The 17040-nt window shown below is 64.5% G+C and carries 13 protein-coding genes; 3 read left to right on the top strand and 10 right to left on the bottom strand.

Going from position 1 to position 17040, the window contains the following annotated elements:
* Positions 1 to 175: 175 nt before the first annotated feature.
* The 6 genes from ACYP5B_RS10430 to ACYP5B_RS10405 form a co-directional block, all read right to left on the bottom strand.
* On the bottom strand, positions 176 to 778 hold the full coding sequence (locus tag ACYP5B_RS10430) for an RBBP9/YdeN family alpha/beta hydrolase (RefSeq protein WP_459569531.1): 603 nt from the start codon (positions 776 to 778) through the stop codon (positions 176 to 178).
* Between the two features lie 37 nt (positions 779 to 815).
* Entirely contained in the window at positions 816 to 2156 is a 1341-nt protein-coding gene (locus tag ACYP5B_RS10425) for an MFS transporter (RefSeq protein WP_400093367.1), read from the bottom strand.
* Between the two features lie 110 nt (positions 2157 to 2266).
* Positions 2267 to 3322: a beta-keto acid cleavage family enzyme gene (locus tag ACYP5B_RS10420; protein ID WP_400093365.1), complete on the bottom strand. Its 1056-nt coding sequence runs from the start codon at positions 3320 to 3322 to the stop codon at positions 2267 to 2269.
* Between the two features lie 55 nt (positions 3323 to 3377).
* Complete coding sequence (locus ACYP5B_RS10415) at positions 3378 to 4226, bottom strand: TauD/TfdA dioxygenase family protein (protein WP_459569530.1); 849 nt, start codon at positions 4224 to 4226, stop codon at positions 3378 to 3380.
* A 9-nt stretch (positions 4227 to 4235) separates the two neighbouring features.
* Entirely contained in the window at positions 4236 to 5216 is a 981-nt protein-coding gene (locus ACYP5B_RS10410) for a quinone oxidoreductase family protein (protein WP_459569529.1), read from the bottom strand.
* Between the two features lie 67 nt (positions 5217 to 5283).
* Positions 5284 to 6231 carry a universal stress protein gene (locus ACYP5B_RS10405; RefSeq protein ID WP_459569528.1) on the bottom strand — a complete coding sequence of 316 codons (948 nt, stop codon included), beginning with the start codon at positions 6229 to 6231 and terminating at the stop codon, positions 5284 to 5286.
* A gap of 323 nt (positions 6232 to 6554) precedes the next feature.
* Between ACYP5B_RS10405 and ACYP5B_RS10400 the strand changes: the two genes are divergently transcribed.
* Entirely contained in the window at positions 6555 to 9254 is a 2700-nt protein-coding gene (locus tag ACYP5B_RS10400) for a LuxR C-terminal-related transcriptional regulator (RefSeq protein WP_459569527.1), read from the top strand.
* Between the two features lie 109 nt (positions 9255 to 9363).
* Here the strand turns inward: ACYP5B_RS10400 and ACYP5B_RS10395 are convergent, their stop codons facing one another.
* Entirely contained in the window at positions 9364 to 10359 is a 996-nt protein-coding gene (locus tag ACYP5B_RS10395) for a Bug family tripartite tricarboxylate transporter substrate binding protein (protein ID WP_459569525.1), read from the bottom strand.
* A 271-nt stretch (positions 10360 to 10630) separates the two neighbouring features.
* On the opposite strand from ACYP5B_RS10395, the gene ACYP5B_RS10390 reads away from it, so the two are divergent.
* Both ACYP5B_RS10390 and ACYP5B_RS10385 read left to right on the top strand, forming a co-directional pair.
* Positions 10631 to 12304, top strand: a complete 1674-nt coding sequence (locus ACYP5B_RS10390) for a fatty acid--CoA ligase (RefSeq protein ID WP_400093356.1) — start codon at positions 10631 to 10633, stop codon at positions 12302 to 12304.
* 181 nt (positions 12305 to 12485) lie between these two features.
* Positions 12486 to 13724, top strand: coding sequence for a polyhydroxyalkanoate depolymerase (locus ACYP5B_RS10385; RefSeq protein ID WP_400093354.1), 1239 nt, complete (start codon positions 12486 to 12488; stop codon positions 13722 to 13724).
* A 245-nt stretch (positions 13725 to 13969) separates the two neighbouring features.
* Here ACYP5B_RS10385 and sorB read toward each other — a convergent pair whose 3' ends face one another.
* The 3 genes from sorB to ACYP5B_RS10370 all read right to left on the bottom strand — a co-directional run bounded on the left by sorB (position 13970) and on the right by ACYP5B_RS10370 (position 16992).
* A complete protein-coding gene (gene sorB / locus ACYP5B_RS10380) occupies positions 13970 to 14605 on the bottom strand; it encodes a SorB family sulfite dehydrogenase c-type cytochrome subunit (protein ID WP_400093353.1) in 636 nt (211 codons plus the stop codon).
* A gap of 8 nt (positions 14606 to 14613) precedes the next feature.
* Positions 14614 to 15840 (bottom strand): SorA family sulfite dehydrogenase catalytic subunit, encoded by a 1227-nt coding sequence (sorA, locus tag ACYP5B_RS10375; RefSeq protein WP_400093426.1) that lies wholly within the window; start codon positions 15838 to 15840, stop codon positions 14614 to 14616.
* Between the two features lie 66 nt (positions 15841 to 15906).
* Positions 15907 to 16992 carry a YeiH family protein gene (locus ACYP5B_RS10370; RefSeq protein WP_459569524.1) on the bottom strand — a complete coding sequence of 362 codons (1086 nt, stop codon included), beginning with the start codon at positions 16990 to 16992 and terminating at the stop codon, positions 15907 to 15909.
* Positions 16993 to 17040 lie beyond the last annotated feature (48 nt).

The raw sequence follows: 17040 nt of genomic DNA, 5'->3' as shown, positions 1-17040 counted from the left end.
CCAAGGGCTGCTTCAAACAGTTTGCTGTGCATCGCTTGTGTTCTTCTTTACCTGGAATCCGCCCACGATACCACCCACTTGAAATTCAAAAGAGGCATAATTGTATGCCGAACGAGCCGAAACTAAGCGAGAGATCCGGCTTGACGTACGCTGGCGATCGGGGGGGGCTGGCCTGTCAGTCCTTGCGCGGTTCCTGCCCGGACAGTTCGGCTAGCTCCCTAAGCAACGACTCGGCACGTGGCCACTCGCCATATCCCGAGGCGGGGTTGAGATGACCTACGTTACCCAGGTCGACCAGCTGGCTGCCCCATGCACGGGCGAAGCCTGCGGCTTCCTCGAAGCGGCTGAGCGGATCGTTGCGGCTGGCCGCTACGATGCTCGGGAAGCGCAATGTTGTGCGCGGTGCCGGCGTCCAGCCGTTCAGGCGCAGCGCATCCTGGTCCGGATAGCCGTCGGGCAGCGGATGATCGAAGTCGGGCGGCGCGGCCAGCAAGGCGCCGCGTACCGGGCGCGCGGAACGGCGCGCCCAGTGCACCGTAATCATGACGCCGGCACTGTGGGCCACCAGCAAGGCCGGCTCCCGCAGGCTCGCCAGCGTGCGTTCCAGGGCCGCGACGCGCACGGCGCAGTCAAGTTTGTCGTGCTCCAGCGGGGGCACGATGCAGACCTGCCGCCCGGCGGTGCGCAGTTTCTCGGCCAGCAAGGTCTGCCAGTGTTCCGGCACGTGCTCGCGCAGTCCGGGAACGATGACGATCGGGGGCATTTCCATGTGATGCATCTTGTCTACTCAACGGATAAAGGAATTGTCGGAGGGCTCAGGTTCCGGCGTTGTCCGCTTCATTGCGCGACTCGGCAAGCCGCAGGTCCCGCAGGTAGCGCGACCGGGCAATGAAGAACACCGCCGCAGCGCCCAGGGACATCAGCGGAATCCACTGCAGGGCACCCAGCAAGCCGATCCTGTCGGCGAGCACGCCCGTCAGGTAGGGCGCAGGCGCGGCACCAAGGAGGTTGTTGGCCAGCGTCAGCATCGCCAGCGCGGTTGCGTGGGTCGTGGGGCGGGTGAGATTCGCCACCATGGCGCCGGCCGGGCCCCAGGTACCCATTGCCAGCAGCAAGCCGCAAGCGATCAGCAGCAACTGCGCGCTACCCGGCGGCAGGCGGAAGCCCGCCAACAGCAGCACGCACGATACGAGGCAGAAGGTGATCGCGAGCGTTAGCTTGCGGCCCGGTGCCTTGCGGCTTGCCCAGTCCGTCAGCATCCCGCACAAGGTCATGCCAACGCCGCTGACGATCAGCAGCCCCGCGGCGAGCAGAGCGGCCTTGTCGGCTGGCATGTCGTAGTAACGGTTCAGGTAGCTTGGCATCCAGGCCATGATCGCGTAAGCGATGAACAACTGCAGGCCGCTGCCGACATAGGCGCATACCAGCGATGGTGCCCAGAAGAGCCCACGCAATGTCGCCAGCAAGGGCGTACGCGCATGGCCTGGCACCGCGGCACGGCGCGTGGCCGGTGCCCCCGCCGCACGGCGCGCGAGCCTGCCTTCGGTAACGGTCACGCAGTAGATCAGCACGACGACCAGGCCGAATACGGCCATGGCCATAAACGCCGTGCGCCAGCCGAAGCGCGCCGCCACGACGCCGCCCAGCCCCATGCCGAGCACCGCGCCGAACATGCCGCCGGAAGTAAAGGCGCCGGTCAGGGTGGCACGCATGGACGGCGGGAAGATGCTCAGGATCACGGCCAGCCCGACGCTGCCATAGGCAGCCTCGCCAATGCCGACGAAAAAGCGGGCGGCCAGCATATGCCCGTAGCTGGCGGAGAGCGCGCATGCCAGCGTGCCGCAGCTCCAGAGCAGCGCCATCAGGGCCAGGCTCTTGACGCGGCCCCAGCGATCGGCCACCAGCGAGAACGGGACCGTGAACAGCCCGACCATCAGCGCGACGATGCCGCTGAGGGAGCCGAGCTTGGCGTCGGACAGGCCCCACTCGAGCCGCAGGTGAGGAAAGACGGCATTCAGCACCTGCCGCGACATGTAGTCGGACAGCAGGAGCGCAAAGATAAGGGCGAATACCAGCCACGCGTAGGCATGCGAGCGTGCCGGCTTGGCGGTGAGATCCGTGTCCGCGGGGGCGGTCTCGGAAAGGTACTGTCCCATGAAAGTCTCCTGCGGTCTGATGCCGCTATGGTGTCGCGAATGAGGCGCAGATTTTGCGGTCTGTGGCAAGCGGACGGGCATCTTCGCCCACCCGCTTGCCCAGGCTGGCGTCAGGCTGCGCGCAAGGGCAGGTTCACCTGGCCCGGTTTGCGGTTGGGCGCCATGCCATGCACTGCCAGGGTTTCGTCGGCATCCTTGTACTGCACGCCGATCTTGTAGATCTCGCGCGCTTCCTTGCCGTTGGCCACTTCGCGGCCGAGTTCGCGGGCGACGCGCACGCACTGCTCGATCTGCTGCACCGAGGTCATGCGCTTGCCATGCTGGTCGATGATGGTGTCCTCGATGCCGCAGCGCGGGTGCAGGCCCATCGCCATGGCCATCATGTTGAACGGCAGGACGTTCTTCAACAGCGATTCGGCGGTCAGCGTGCAACCATCCGGCGCGCGATGGACGAAGTTGATGAAATTGAACGGATTCGGACCGTCGAAGCCGCCACCGATACCGATCCAGGTCAGGTTCAGCGGTCCCGTGTATACGCCCTTGCGCACCAGGCGCTCAAGCGTTTCGAGCGCATGGATGCCCGTCAACTGGAAATGCGGCTGGATGCCGGAGGCCTGCAGGCGCCTCAGGTGCTCCTCGACCCAGGCAGGGCCGGCCGGCACGGTCATTTCGCTGTAGGCGGCCTGGAAAGCCGGGTTGGCCAGCGAGGTGCCCTCCAGGTATTCCGGATAGAGCAGCTCCATGATGTTCATTTGCGTCGTATTGATGGCTACCGTCACTTGATCCGGCTTGGGGTCAAGGTCAGCCAGCATGTGGCGCGTATCGTCCGACAGCCACTTGGCGGCCTGGCCGTCGTCTTCCGGCGCAAACGAGATCGAGCCACCGACCTGGATGATCATGTCGGGCACCGCGGCGCGCACGCCGGCGATCAGCTCATTGAACTTGGACAGGCGCTTGGAGCCCTTGCCATCGAGTTCGCGTACGTGCAGGTGCAGCACCGTGGCCCCCGCGTTGTAGCAGTCAACGGCCTTCTGCACCTGTTCTTCCATGGTCACCGGAATGTCTTCGGGGAAATCCGCCGGCATCCACTCGGGGCCGTAGGGCGCCACGGTGATGACTACTTTGTCCTGGTTTTCGGGATGCAGGGAATCGTCGAGAAATTGCATTTGTTACTCCTTGTCGGATTGGGGCAGATTCAATTGCGCTAAGCCTGTTGACTGCCTAAAACGTGGTGTTGCCAATAATTCCGGCGCGCTCCATCTTGCGATGGCAGGGCGGGTAATCCATGACGGCGTAGTGCTGGGTCGAGCGGTTGTCCCAGATCGCCACGCTATTGGGCTGCCAGCGCCAGCGCACCTGGTACTCGGGGATATTGGCCTGGCTGATCAGGTAGTTGAGCAGCAGGCTAGCGCCCGGATTTCCGTCCTGGCCGTAGCGAACACGCTGCGGCGTGTGGAAGTTGGTGAGGTGCGTGGTGAAGCCATTCACGAACAGCACCTTCTCGCCGGTCTCCGGGTGGGTGCGCACGACCGGGTGCTCGGCATCCGGGAACTGGGCCTTCAGCGCAAGGCGCTTCTCGATCGGCATGGCGGCGCCGAAGCTGGCTTCGATGCTGTGGCGCGCGCGCAGGTCGGCGATCTGGCTCTTGATGTGGTCGGGCAGGTTTTCATAGGCCAGGACCATGTTTGCCCACATGGTGTCGCCGCCTACCGGTGGGCACTCCACGCAGCGCAGTACGCAGCCGAGGGGCGGGGCTGGGCGCCAGGTGGCATCCGAGTGCCACGCGTTCTCGTAGCGATCGTTCGGCTGATCCGGATTCTTGTAGATCCGCACCAGGCCGGGATGATCGGGGTCGCTGCCGGCTACCGGGTGGTCTTCCAGCTCGCCAAAGAGGCGCGCAAAGGCGACGTGTTCGGCGCGCGTCATGTCCTGGCCGCGCAGGAACACCACGCGGTGCCGGATGAGCGCAGACCGGATCTGCGCAAACAGGTCGCCATCGTGGATGGCATCGGCCAGCTTGACGCCGGTCAACTCGGCGCCGATGGCGCAAGTCAATTGTTCGACACGCATGATGCCCTCCTAGACCGCGAAAATCGAGGATCCGGTGGTCTTGCGCGACTCCAGGTCCCGATGGGCTTGTGCCGCGTCCTGCAGGGCGTAGCGCTGGTTGATTTCAATCCGGATGCGGCCGGCCGCGACATGGGCGAACAGTTCATCCGCCAGTTCTTTCTTTTCGGCGGGATCGGCGATGTAGTCGGCCAGTGCCGGGCGGGTCAGGTAGAGCGACCCTTTCATTGCCAGCAATTGCGGGTTGAACGGCGGGATCGGGCCCGAGGCGGTGCCCACGCAGACCATCAGGCCGCGGCGCTTGAGCGAATCCAGCGAAGCCTCGAAGGTGTCCTTGCCGACGCTGTCGAAGACCACGCTGACGCCGACGCCGTCGGTCAGTTCGCGCACGCGCTTGGCCACGTCCTCACGGCTGTAGTCGATGATGTGGTCGCAGCCGTGGGCGCGGGCGACGGCCGCCTTGGCCTCGCTCGACACGGTGCCGATCACGGTGAGGCCGAGCAGCTTCGCCCATTGCGAGACGATCAGGCCGACCCCGCCGGCGGCGGCGTGCAGCAGGATGGTGTCGTTGGGCTTGAAAGCGTAGATGCGGCGCATCAGGTAGGCGCAAGTCAGGCCGCGCATGGTCATGGCGGCTGCTGTCTCGCAGGCGATGCCGGCGGGCAGCTTGATCAGCGCCGCAGCCGGGATCAGGCGTTCGGTGCTGTACGCGCCGAGCGTATTCAGAAAGCCCGTATAGGTGACGCGATCGCCCACCGCGACCTGGCTGACGCCGGCCCCGACGGCCTCGACCACGCCGGCGGCTTCAACGCCCATGCCGGCCGGCAGTGGCATCGGGTACAAGCCCGAGCGAAAGTAGGTGTCCGCAAAGTTCAGGCCAACGGCTTCATGGCGCAAGCGCACCTGCCCGGGACCCGGATCACCCACGGCGACCTCTTCCCATTGCAAGACTTCCGGGCCGCCGGTTTCATGGATTCGAATGGCGTGTGGCATGTTGACTCCTCCTCGTTATATTCAGTATGTGGTTGATTCGGTTTAGCGGTGATCCGCCGGGATGCGTTCAGGCATCCGGCGGTGCGGCTGGGGCAAGCGCGGCCAGCAGCTGTGCAAACGTGGCGTCGGAGCGAATCCCGGCGCGGTGATCGACGGCCTGGGTCAGCGCGACATGCAGCGCATCCCAATCGGCCTGAGTGAGGTAGTGGCGCGCCGCCGGCAATACCACGCCTTCTTCGCGGCCCCTGTACTCCCATACCAGGCGGGCATACTGCTCGACCACCCGGGCGAGCGCGGTAAATGCGGACGCGCTGGCAGCGGCTTGCTCCACTTGCACGGCAAGGTCGTCAAGCAGATTCTCTTGGCGCAAATGCTGGCGGGACAGCTCTTCCAGTTCTGCGCGCAGGGCTTCGCTGCGCTGGCTCAGGCGGCGAAACAACGTGGCCTCCTTGCGCCGTTGCAGCGGATGAATCGTCTGGTGCACATATTCGACGGCTGCCAGCATGGGAGCCGCGACAATCGGCGCGCCCGCCACCGGCGGCGCTTCGACGAGGCGCAGCCAGGCGTCCAGCAGCGTCGCCAGGCGGCTGTACGCGTTGTGCAGCAAATCGATTGCCGCAATGGGCGCGGGTGCGCAAGCAGCCCCGATCGATAGCACCGGAATGCGGGCATGCATCAGTATGTCCCTGGCAGGTGACGCCGGCTCGGCGAGATCCCCCGCGCCATGGGCGAGGACAATCGCGTCGCAACCGGCCTGGTCCGCCGCGGCCAGCAAGGCCCGCGCCGGATGTTCGGCAACGAGACTGGCGAACGTGCTCGCTACGCCCTGCGCACGTGCCGCCGCATCTGCCCGGACCAGCGCCTCGCGGACCTGCGACTGGCCGCGCGTACAGCTATCCTGCGCATGCCGGAAGCTGATGCGCGCACCGTGGCTGCGGGCCAGTGCGATCGCTTGCAGCGTTGCTTTGGCGTCGTGGTCGCGGGGGTCGACAGGGACGAACAGATGGCGGAACATGGTCTGGGCCGGTTTCGGGTTAGAGCGGGGCAGGGCGGGTTAGGGCGACGTTGGTGCATGGACGCCGGGCGTCGTAGCGATTGGGTTGTCGGCTGCAGGCATTGCGTCCCTTGTTTGATCGTCCTGATTGTGGATTGAATGGTAGGAGCGCGCCGGTGGGGGGCTCCCCCCAGCAGCGGGGGGGATAGGGCACAGGGATATCCCTGAGAGCGACCAGCAATGCACCCGGCGTGGCTATAATCCGCGGCATTGGCCGTGCGCTTCGGCTGACCCGCCGGATACGCTCAACCCACTTGATCGGCATAGCCTGCCGGGCTTACTTGATGACAAATCCCACCAGTGGCACTGGCATCACAGCATCGGAACTGCTGCTCAAGACCAGTCCACCGCGCGCACCGCGCCACCTGCTAGCGCGGTCGCGCCTGCGTTCGGATAGCGAGCGGTTCGTTGACCGGCCCGTGACGATCGTGCAAGCGCCTGCCGGCTTCGGCAAGACATCCCTGCTGATCCAGTGGCACCGCGAATACATCATGCGCGGCAGCGCCGTGGCCTGGGTGTCTCTGGATGAGGGCAACGATCCCCGCCGGTTGCTGATGAGCCTCACGAGCGCGATTCGCTCAGGCTGCGGGCGTGCTGCATTCGGCGGACGGCTGCTGGAAGGAGAGAGGGCGACCGATGGACCGTTGGAGGGGTTCACGGCATGGCTGGGCGAGGTTGCCCACCTTGCGCTGGATGTCGTTCTCATACTGGATGAGGCCGAGCGGCTGCCGGACGCCAGCCGCGATGCGCTGATCTACCTGCTTAACAACTTGCCATCCAACCTGCGCATCGTGGTGGCGGCCCGCGGCGGCTTCGACACGGTCGTGGAGCGGCTGGGCCCATATGGCCAGTGCGTGAAAGTCGATACCGGCTTGCTGCGTTTCCGCCTGGACGAGACGATCGCGCTGATCGGCAGGCATTTTGAGACTAGCGTGGAGGCCGACGCCTGCGCCAGGTTGCATGACGTGACCGAGGGCTGGCCGCTCGGCCTGCAACTCGCGCTGGCGGCAATCACCCATGCTCCTGATCCCGTTGCCGCCATTGATGCCTTCGCCAGCAGTACCGGAGGCATGCGAGAACACTTCGTTACCGCGCTGCTCGCCAGGCTCTCCGATGCGGATACCGGGTTCCTGACGCGCATCTCGATCGTTGAGCTGCTGCATGCCGATCTTTGCCACGCCGTGACGGGGTTGCCGGATGCGCAGGAGCGCTTGCAGCGTCTGATGCGTGACACGCCGCTGTTTGTCGTCTCGGACCAGCATGGCGAGTGGTTCCGCCTGCATGCGATGGCACGCGATGCGCTGCGCACCCGGCTGGCGGACCTCCCGGCTCAGGAACTCGCCGGGATGCACGATCGTGCGATGCACTGGCTTGCCGATCATGGCATGACCGAGGCTGCCGCGCGCCACGCGCTCGCCAGCGGCCAGCGCGAGACTGCCTATGGGCTGGCGCAGCGCTGCCTGCATGACGCCGCCACGCGCGGCCAGTTGTCCGCCGTGCTCGAATGGCTCGAATGGCTGCCCGAGCCCGAGCTGGACCGGCATCCACGCCTGCGCCTGGCGGCGGCATGGGCGCTGGCGCTGAGCGAGCGCCACCAGCAGGCCGAGGCGCAAGTGCGGCAAATCCTGCGCCATGCGACGCCGGACGATGCCATGCGCTACGAGATCGACCTGATCCTGAGCGCCGCGGCCTACTACGCGGACGAGCCGGACCGCGTCGCGGCACTGTTCGATCGCTGGGGGGAGGCACCACCCGTCAACGATGCGTGGCTGCAGCAGGCGCATGCCAACCGCCTGGCCGTGCGCGCGCTGACGGCAGGGGAGTATGCCAAGGCGCGCCGTTACGAACAGAACGCGCCGCGCGGCGACGCCAGTCTTGCCTACCGTTATGTGATCCGCTGGCGCGATTACATCATCGGGCTGGGGTACCTGTTCGAGGGACAGGTGCTATTGGCGGAGCGCACGCTGCGCCCGGCACTGGCCCGCGCCGACGAAGAGTTGGGCCGGCGCCACCCGTTTTCCTGCATGATCGCCGGCTTGCTGGCCGCCGCCGCTTATGCGCGGGACCAGATAGACGAAGCGGCAGCGCTGCTGGCCAATCGCCTGGATGTCCTGGAGCGTGGCGGGACGCCGGACACGGTGCTGCTGGCTTACCGCACGGCGGCCCGCATCGCCGCCGCCAGGGGCGTCGAGCATCGCGCTCTCGACCTGCTCGAGACCATGTATGCGGTTGGCATTGCCCGCAACCTGCCCAGGCTGTGCGTGGCCAGCCTGACAGAGCAGTTGCGGCTGCATAGCGGGCGTTTTCGCTCCGAGACGTGCCGGACCCTGCGGCGGCGCATCGATGAGATCGTTGCAGACAACGCCGCGCCCGAGTCTCCGATCCGGCAGCGCAACCTGGTCCTGCTCCAGGATCTGGCGCATGCCTATACGTGCATTGCCGAGCAGGACTGGCGCGCGGCGCAGCAGCAGCTGACGCGGGCGGAGGCAGGGGCCGAGGCGATGAAGCGCGAGGTCGTGCGCATCGAGATCATGGCGCTGCGGGCGCTGGCCATGGACCGCTGCGGGGAGAAGAGCCTTGCCTTGCTGCGTGAAGCCATGAACCTGCTGGAGGCATACGGGGTGACGCGCGGCGTACGCGACGTCCATCCCGCGCTGGCGGACTGGGCGCGCGATATCGAGACTGAATCCACAGCTGCCCGGCGTCTTGATCCCGCCACGCCGGCGCCGGCGGCACGTCCCCTCGCCGCGACTGGCGCAGACGGGCCGCGCGCGGCGCCCAGCATGGTGCTGACGCCGAAAGAGCGCAATGTCCTGGAACTGCTGGCCCGGCACCTTGCCAACAAGGAAATCGCGCTTGCCATGGGCATCGGGCAAGAGACCGTCAAATGGCACCTGAAGAATCTGTCCGCCAAGCTCGATGCCGGCACGCGCAAGCAGATCGTGCGCAGGGCGCAACTGCTAGGCCTGCTGCGCGACGTGTAGCGGGAATGACAGCACGATTGTCAGGCTCGGCATCAAGATCCATGCTTGTGTTTGGCGTGTTCATGGGCAAGCGTTCCTGGCTAGCGGTATTGTGTACGAGCGGCTGTGGCTAGTCAGGCTTGAAGTCAATCGCCTTTAGCAGTGCGCCCTGACGATCGTGCGCCGTGCGCAGCGAGGCGCCCAGTTCAGCCTGGCTCCTGGGAACCCCAACGTCCAGGCCGAGTTCGGCAATGCGATCCCGTACCGATGCCGATTCAAGCACCTTGCGGGTTGCCGCACGCAAGCGGTCCTGGATCGCTTCGGGCACGTCAGGTGCTACCCAGACGCCGATCCATGCGAGCTGGTTAAGCGCAGGGTAGCCAAGTTCGGTGAACGTAGGTACCTGCGGGAGCGTCGCAAGGCGCTTCGGCGAACTGACGGCGAAGGCGCGGAGTTTGCCAGCCTTGATGAGCGGCAGCGAAGTCGCTGTCCCATCGAACGTCAGGGGGACATGCCCTCCCATCACATCCTGCAACGCCGGCGGAGATCCCTTGTAGCCCACATGGCTCATGTCGATGCCGGCAAGCTGATTCAACTGCAGACCCATGGTATGCCCGAGCATGCCTGTGCTGTAGGACGCATAGTTGACCGAGGCGGGATGGGCTTTGACATAGGAGATCAGTTCGCCAAGAGTCTTGGCGGGCAAGGCGGGATTGCCGACGAGCACTAATCCGCCGCGCGCCAGTTCCGCAACCGGCTTGATGTCCTTGAAGGGGTCGAACCGCTGCTTGGCCAGGAAAGGGGCTTCGGATGCAATACCGTCCTGGATGACCAGTAGCGTATAGCCGTCATGCGGCGCTGCCAGCATGTCTTGCACTGCAATGGCGCCGAAGCCACCCGGCTTGGAGTCGACGATAAAGGGTTGGCCAAGTTGCCTGGTCAGCCCGTCAGCCAGGCTACGGGCGAGCATGTCGGCGGTGCCGCCCGCGGGCGCAGCTGTGACGATGCGAACCGGCTTGGCAGGCCAGGTTTCGGCGCCGGCCTGCTGGCCAGCGAGGCACAGGACCACGGTGCCTGCGGCCATGAGTGCACGACCGCCCCGGTCAAACCACTTGATGCATTCCACGAGTGTCTCCTTGTTGTTGATAGCGGCCCTGGCTTGGTGGCTGCGTACTGCAAGAAACGCAAAAACGTGCGCAACGCACACCAAGCCCAACAGCCGCTTGCCAGCATTCTTACCCTGGCGCCCGTGGCATCGCCCCCCTGCCTTGGGGGGGGATGCGGAGTGGGACTAGGGCAGAATCCAGCGCATCAGGCCGGCGCGCGACGTTCACAAAGGACGGACGTCGCATCGCTGGCGGAGCATGCTACTCACAAACACTACACGGAGACTTCCTATGCAAGCATTTGAACCGTCCGCGCGCCATGCGTCGGCAACTCCATCCGCCTATGACTATCCGTTGCTTGTTGGGCAACTGCTTCTGAATTCGGTCAGCCTCTATGGCAGCCAGGAGATCAATTACTGCGGGGAGCGGCGCTTTACCTTCAGCGAGTTCCGCCAGCGTGTCGGGCGGCTTGCCTGCGCACTGGATGCACAGGGCGTCGTACAAGGGTCGACCGTTGCGGTCATGGATTGGGACAGCCACCGCTACCTGGAGAGCTATTTCGCCATCCCTATGATGGGCGCGAGGCTCTTCACGGTTAACGTGCGCATCTCTCCCAAGCAGATTGCCTATACGCTGAACGACTCGGGTGCCGATCTAGCCCTGGTCCATGCCGACTTCCTGCCCCTGGTGGAGCAGATACGCTCGGAATTGCGCTACCTTCGCAAGATCATCGTGATAGCAGATGGTCAGGCGCTGAGGGAGATCAGCCTGCCGGTCGCGGGGGAATACGAGGCACTGATCGACCAGGCACCGGCCGAGTTTGCATTCCGGGATTTCGACGAGAGGACCACGGCGGCTATCTTCTATACGACGGGCACCACTGGCGATCCGAAAGGCGTGAGCTACAGCCACCGCCAGATTGTCTTGCATACGCTCGCCACGGCGACCACGCTGTGTGCTCCGCGCGATGGCCAGCGGCTTCACCGTGAAGACGTCTATATGCCCATCACGCCCATGTTCCATGTGCTGGCGTGGGGCATGCCCTACGTTGCCGTCATGCTCGGCCTCAAGATCGTGCTCCCAGGGCGCTACTTGCCGGAGAACCTGCTACGCCTGCGCAAGGCGGAGAAGGTGACCTTTTCCCATTGCGTGCCCACCATTCTCCAGATGCTGCTGCAAAAGGCCGGCGAGCAGCAGACGGATCTTAGCGGATGGAAGATGATCATCGGCGGCTCCGCGCTATCGGCCTCGCTTTGCAAAGCCGCTGTCACGCAAGGCATCGATGTGTTCGCCGGCTATGGCATGTCGGAGACGGGGCCAATTGTCGCGCTGTCGCAATTCCCGCCCGGAGGCGCTCCCGACGATATCGATGAGAGCGTTCGCATGCGCTGCATGACCGGCAGGCCGATTCCCCTGGTGGATTTCCGCGTGGTCGACAACGAGATGCGCGATGTGCCGCGCGACGGCAAGACGCAAGGGGAAATCGTGCTGCGCTCGCCGTACCTGACGCTGTCCTACCTTGGCCAGCCCGACGCATCGGAGGCACTCTGGGCCGGTGGATACCTGCATACCCAGGATGTGGCGGTCATGCGCCCGGACGGCTACGTACAGGTGGTGGATCGTCTCAAGGACGTCATCAAGACCGGCGGCGAGTGGGTGTCCTCGATCGAGGTCGAAAACCTGATCTGCGAGATGCCCGGCGTGCGTGAATGCGCGGTGATCGGGGTGCCGGACGACAAATGGGGCGAGCGGCCAATGGCCGCGGTATGCGTCGACGACAGCGCACTGACTGTCGAGCAGATTCGCCGTCACCTGGAGCGCCACGTGGAAACCAGGCGCATCAGCCGGTATGCCGTGCCGGATCCGCAGCGGATCGTCTTTGTTTCCGAGATCCCGAAGACCAGTGTCGGGAAAATCGACAAGAAGCAGCTTCGACTGGATCTGCTGCAGGGGGAGAGTGAATAGGGGTAAAGGGCAGGCAAGGGAAGTGGGCAGCCGCGTGATTGCAAAATAACGTCATTGCCGTTTCCCTTGCCTTTTCCGTTGCCTTCTGTGTGCTAGCGCCTATTGCTGCAGACACACTGGGCTTCCTCGCGGGTAATCTTCAATCTAGCTTCAGGCCAGTCTGTCCGACCGGGAAATCAATATGCTTTACCAGTTGCATGAATTTCAGCGCTCGTTGTTACAGCCACTCACCGCGTGGGCGCAGGCAACGGCCAAGACCTTGACCAATCCGTCGAGTCCGCTTTCCCTTCTACCCGGCGCTACTCGGCTGGCGGCCGGCTACGAACTGCTGTACCGGCTCGGCAAGGCCTATGAGAAACCGGCCTTCGATATCAAGTCGGTCCGCTCCAATGGCCGCGAGATCCCTATCATCGAGCAGACGATTCTCGAGAAGCCATTCTGCAGGCTGGTGCGCTTCAAGCGCTATGCGGACGATCCTGAGATCATCAGGCAGCTCAAGAACGAGCCGGTGGTGCTGGTGTGCGCGCCGTTATCGGGCCACCACGCCACGCTGCTGCGCGACACCGTGAAGACCTTGCTGCAGGACCATAAGGTCTATGTGACCGACTGGATCGATGCCCGCATGGTGCCGCTTGAGCACGGCGCCTTCCATCTGGCTGACTACATCCATTACATCCAGGCATTCATCCGCCACGTCGGCGCCGAGAACCTGCATGTGGTGTCGGTGAGCCAACCCACGGTGCCGGTGCTCGCGGCCATTTCCCTGCTGGCCTCCGCTGGCGAGAAGACGCCCAAGACCATGACCATGATGGGTGGCCCGATCGACGCGCGCCGCAGTCCCACCGCAGTGAATTCCCTGGCCAGGGAGAGGTCGTTCGCGTGGTTCGAGAATCATCTGATCCACACGGTGCCGGCGAACTACCCAGGACACGGCCGCAAGGTCTATCCGGGCTTCCTGCAGCATGCTGGCTTTGTGGCGATGAATCCCGACCGTCACCTGATGTCGCACTACGACTATTACCTAAGCCTGGTCGAGGGCGCCGCAGACGACGCGCAAGCGCACGTGCGCTTCTACGATGAATACAACGCGGTGCTCGATATGGCCGCCGAGTATTACCTCGATTCGATTCGTGACGTCTTTCAGGAGTTCCGGCTCGCAAACGGCAACTGGGAGATCGACGGCATGCCGGTTCGGCCGCAGGACATCACGGCCACCTCCCTGCTGACCATCGAAGGCGAACTGGACGACATTTCAGGGGCTGGCCAGACCGCGGCCGCGCACGAACTGTGCACCGGTATCGCGGACGGGCGCAAGCAACATATTGTCGCTGCAGGCTGCGGGCACTATGGCATCTTTGCCGGCAGCCGTTGGCGCGAGAGCATATACCCGCAAGTGCGTGCATTCATTCGTAGCGCCTAGCGCCCGCCAGGCGGTTCGGCAGGCAGGGGAGCGGTCAGTCTGCGCGTGCGCTGGCTGCGTATCGGCATCGAACCCCCATGAACCCAGCGCGTTCGCATTCGACCCGGTACTGGCCGGACGCAATAGGAGGATGCCGTGGTGCCAGATGCGCCGCGCATCGCCCCCCCTCGCAAGCCAGGAGTAGAGCGTGACCAAGCATGTTGTCCATGTCGGTGATCTGTCCGATAACCCGCGCAGGCTTGTTGCTACTGTGTGAGCACCCAGCTTGCCAGGGTTTTCAATTCGGCCTCGCTTAGCTGCGGGAACCCGGGCATGGGAACGGCGCCCCATTTCCCGCTTCCGCCGGCACGGATGCTCTGCATCAATTGCGTGGTGGCATCCGCTTTTCCGACGTACTTCGCCGCGACATCGTGCAGCGCTGGCCCGACCAGCTTCTTGTCGACAGTGTGGCAAGCGGTGCAGTTGTTCGCACTGAGCAGGCTCCTGGCATCCTGCGGCGCTGGGGATGCTTGCACGGCCGGATGCGCGCCGGCGGTTCCCGGGCTGTCCTTGCCCCGTTCGGCGCCGTAGGTTTTGACCAGATAATCGATCATGGCCGGCATGTCCTCGTCCTTCAGCGGTGCGCCAAAGGGCTTCTTCATCTTCTTCACCGTGGCATCCCAATAGGCGCGCGTAGAAGAAGGCGGCTGGCTTTGCACGTACTGAGCGGAGTGGCAGGTCATGCAGTTCTGCTGCACCAGGCGGTATCCGGGGAGTTCGCTAGCGCGATAGCTGGCGGTTTCCGCGGGTAGCGTGACTTCCAGTGCAAAGGCAGCGGGAATGCCGCTCACGACTGCCATTGCGGCGGCGAGGCTGGCGCGTACCAGTTTAGGAGACATCATGCTGTACCTCATATTGCGCTGACGCGGGTGGTTTCCACCACGTTGCGCATATAGCCAGCCGGATTCCAGAGCGCATTGAGCGGCTGGCTTTGGCCGATTCGATTGGTGGCGCGTACGCGCAGATCGTAGCTGCCCTTGCGCGAGGGGCGGAAGGCCACGCTCCACTCCCGGAAGGAGTAGCGGCCGAGATCCTTGCCCATGCGCGCTGCGTTCCAGGTCTGCCCGCCATCGGAGGAGAAGGCCACCTCGGAAACACCGTACCCGCCGTCAAATGCGATGCCGCGCACGACCGTCTCATGGCCGGCCAGAACCTTGCTGCCGGTCTGCAGGCTGGTGATGAAGGAGCGCACGTTGAAGCGGCCGATCGGCGTTGTACGCGCGGGCGCCGTGCCCGGCGCCACACAAGCGCAGCCATTGTCGGGCGTACGATATGCGGCGCTCATCCAGAAACCATCGAAGACGCTGTCAAGTACCTGGATCTTCGAAAGGTGCTTCACCCAATAGGTGCCGTAGTGGCCCGGCACCACCAGCCGAAGCGGGTAGCCGTTGAGTAGGGGAAGATCCGCCCCGTTCATACCCCACGCCAGCATCACCTCGCCATCCAGCGCGTGATCGATCGGCAGCGCTTTCACAAAGTCCGGACTGCTGTCCAGCGGCGGGTGATCCAGTCCGTCAAAGCTGACCTGCACGGCGCCGGGTTGCACGCCAGCCTTTTCCAGTACCTTTTTCAGCGGAATCCCCATCCATCTGGCATTGCCCATGGCACCGTTTGCCAGCTGGCCGCCGTTGACGCGCGGGGTGAGAAAGCCACGGCTATTCCCCGAGCACTGATTGACCGCCACCAGTTCGACCGGGTCGGCCATCTGCTTCAGGTCCGCAAGCGACAACGCCAACGGGTTGGCAACCTTGCCGCCCACTTGCAGCCGGTAGCTGTCTGCATCGATGGACGTGGGAATGCCGCTCCAGTGGTATCGCACAAAGAACGCATCGTTTGGCGTGACGGCGCCTTCATTGAATACGCTGAAGGGCGTCTCGAGTTGCGGGGGACGGCTGGTCAGAAGGATCAGGGGGCGTTTCTGGGGGAATGCCACCAGTTCGCGCGTGCCGTTATCGAAAGGCAAGTCCACCGTGCTTGCGCTTGCGGCTGCCATTGCGTCGAACGCGAAGCCGCCAAGCGCGGCGTGTGCGCCAATTGCAGCCGCACCCCGCAGGAATGTGCGCCTCGCAGGCAATATCTGATCAGGGTTCTGATGGTTCTCCACTGCTTCTCCTCTGGGGTTGGTCTTTTTATCTGCCGGTGCTCAGGCGGCGAACCAGCACAAGGCCGCACCGCCTGCGATCAGGAACACGAACAACATGCCCGCCAGGATCATCGGCGCGCGGCCGGTGCGGACCAGGTCGATCAAGCGTGTTTGCAGGCCGATCGCGAGCATGGCGGTGGCAAGCAGCCAGTTGTCCAGTGCGATCAATCCGGGCTTCCAGGCATGTGGCACCATGCCGGCGGAGTTGATGGCCATCACGGCAACAAAGCCAAGGGCAAACCACGGTACCGAGCGCAGGAGACCGGACCAGCCGGCGGCCCCGGTATCGAGGCCTTGCTTGCGCTCGCTTGTGCGGGTCCACAGAGCCATGATCAGCAGCAGGGGGCCGAGCGCCAGCACGCGCACCATCTTGGCGACGACGGCGGCATCGGCCGTCGCATCGCTGACCATCTTGCCGGACGCGATGACCTGCGCTACCTCATGCAGGGTGGCGCCGGTGAAGACGCCGAAAGTGCGTTCGCTGACCGCCATGTGCATGTGACCCACGGCGAGGTCGAACAGGTAAGGGTAGAGCACCATGCCGACCGTCCCGAACAGCACGACCGTAGCCACGGCAACGGCGGTCTGGCGATTGTCGGTCTTTACCACGGAGGCCATGGCAATGGCGGCCGCGGCACCGCATACGGCGCTGCCCGCGCTGACCACAAGCGCTTCGCGCCGCTCTAGCCCCAGCAGCTTGACGCCGATCCAGGTGCCCAATAGCAGGGTCGAGACCAGCATGGCAAGTGGAATCAGGACGCCGGCCAGACCCAGCGCAACGATCGCGTCGAACGTCAGGCGCAGGCCGTACAACCCCACGCCCAGGCGCAGCATGTGATGCCGCGCGACTTGCATGCCGGACGCCAGCGGCGTGAGCCAGCCGCGCGGCAACGTGTTCCCGGCGAACATGCCTGCGAACATGGCAAGTGTCAGGGCGCTCAGGCCCGTCTTGGCGATGGCTGGGTGCTCTGAAAGCTGCAGCGCTAGCCAGGCGATAAATCCAAGGGGCAAAAGCGTAAGCAGCCGGTTCCACCAGTTCAGGGCGGTGGAGAGGGTGGGGCTGCCGGCTTGAGCGATCGAAGACATGGAGGGGGCTTTCCTGTGTGGATGAGCGAGCGTAGAGCGCTCGGCCTA

This window comes from Cupriavidus sp. 8B (genome assembly GCF_054589115.1).
This window is presented reverse-complemented; position numbering and strand designations above follow the sequence as displayed.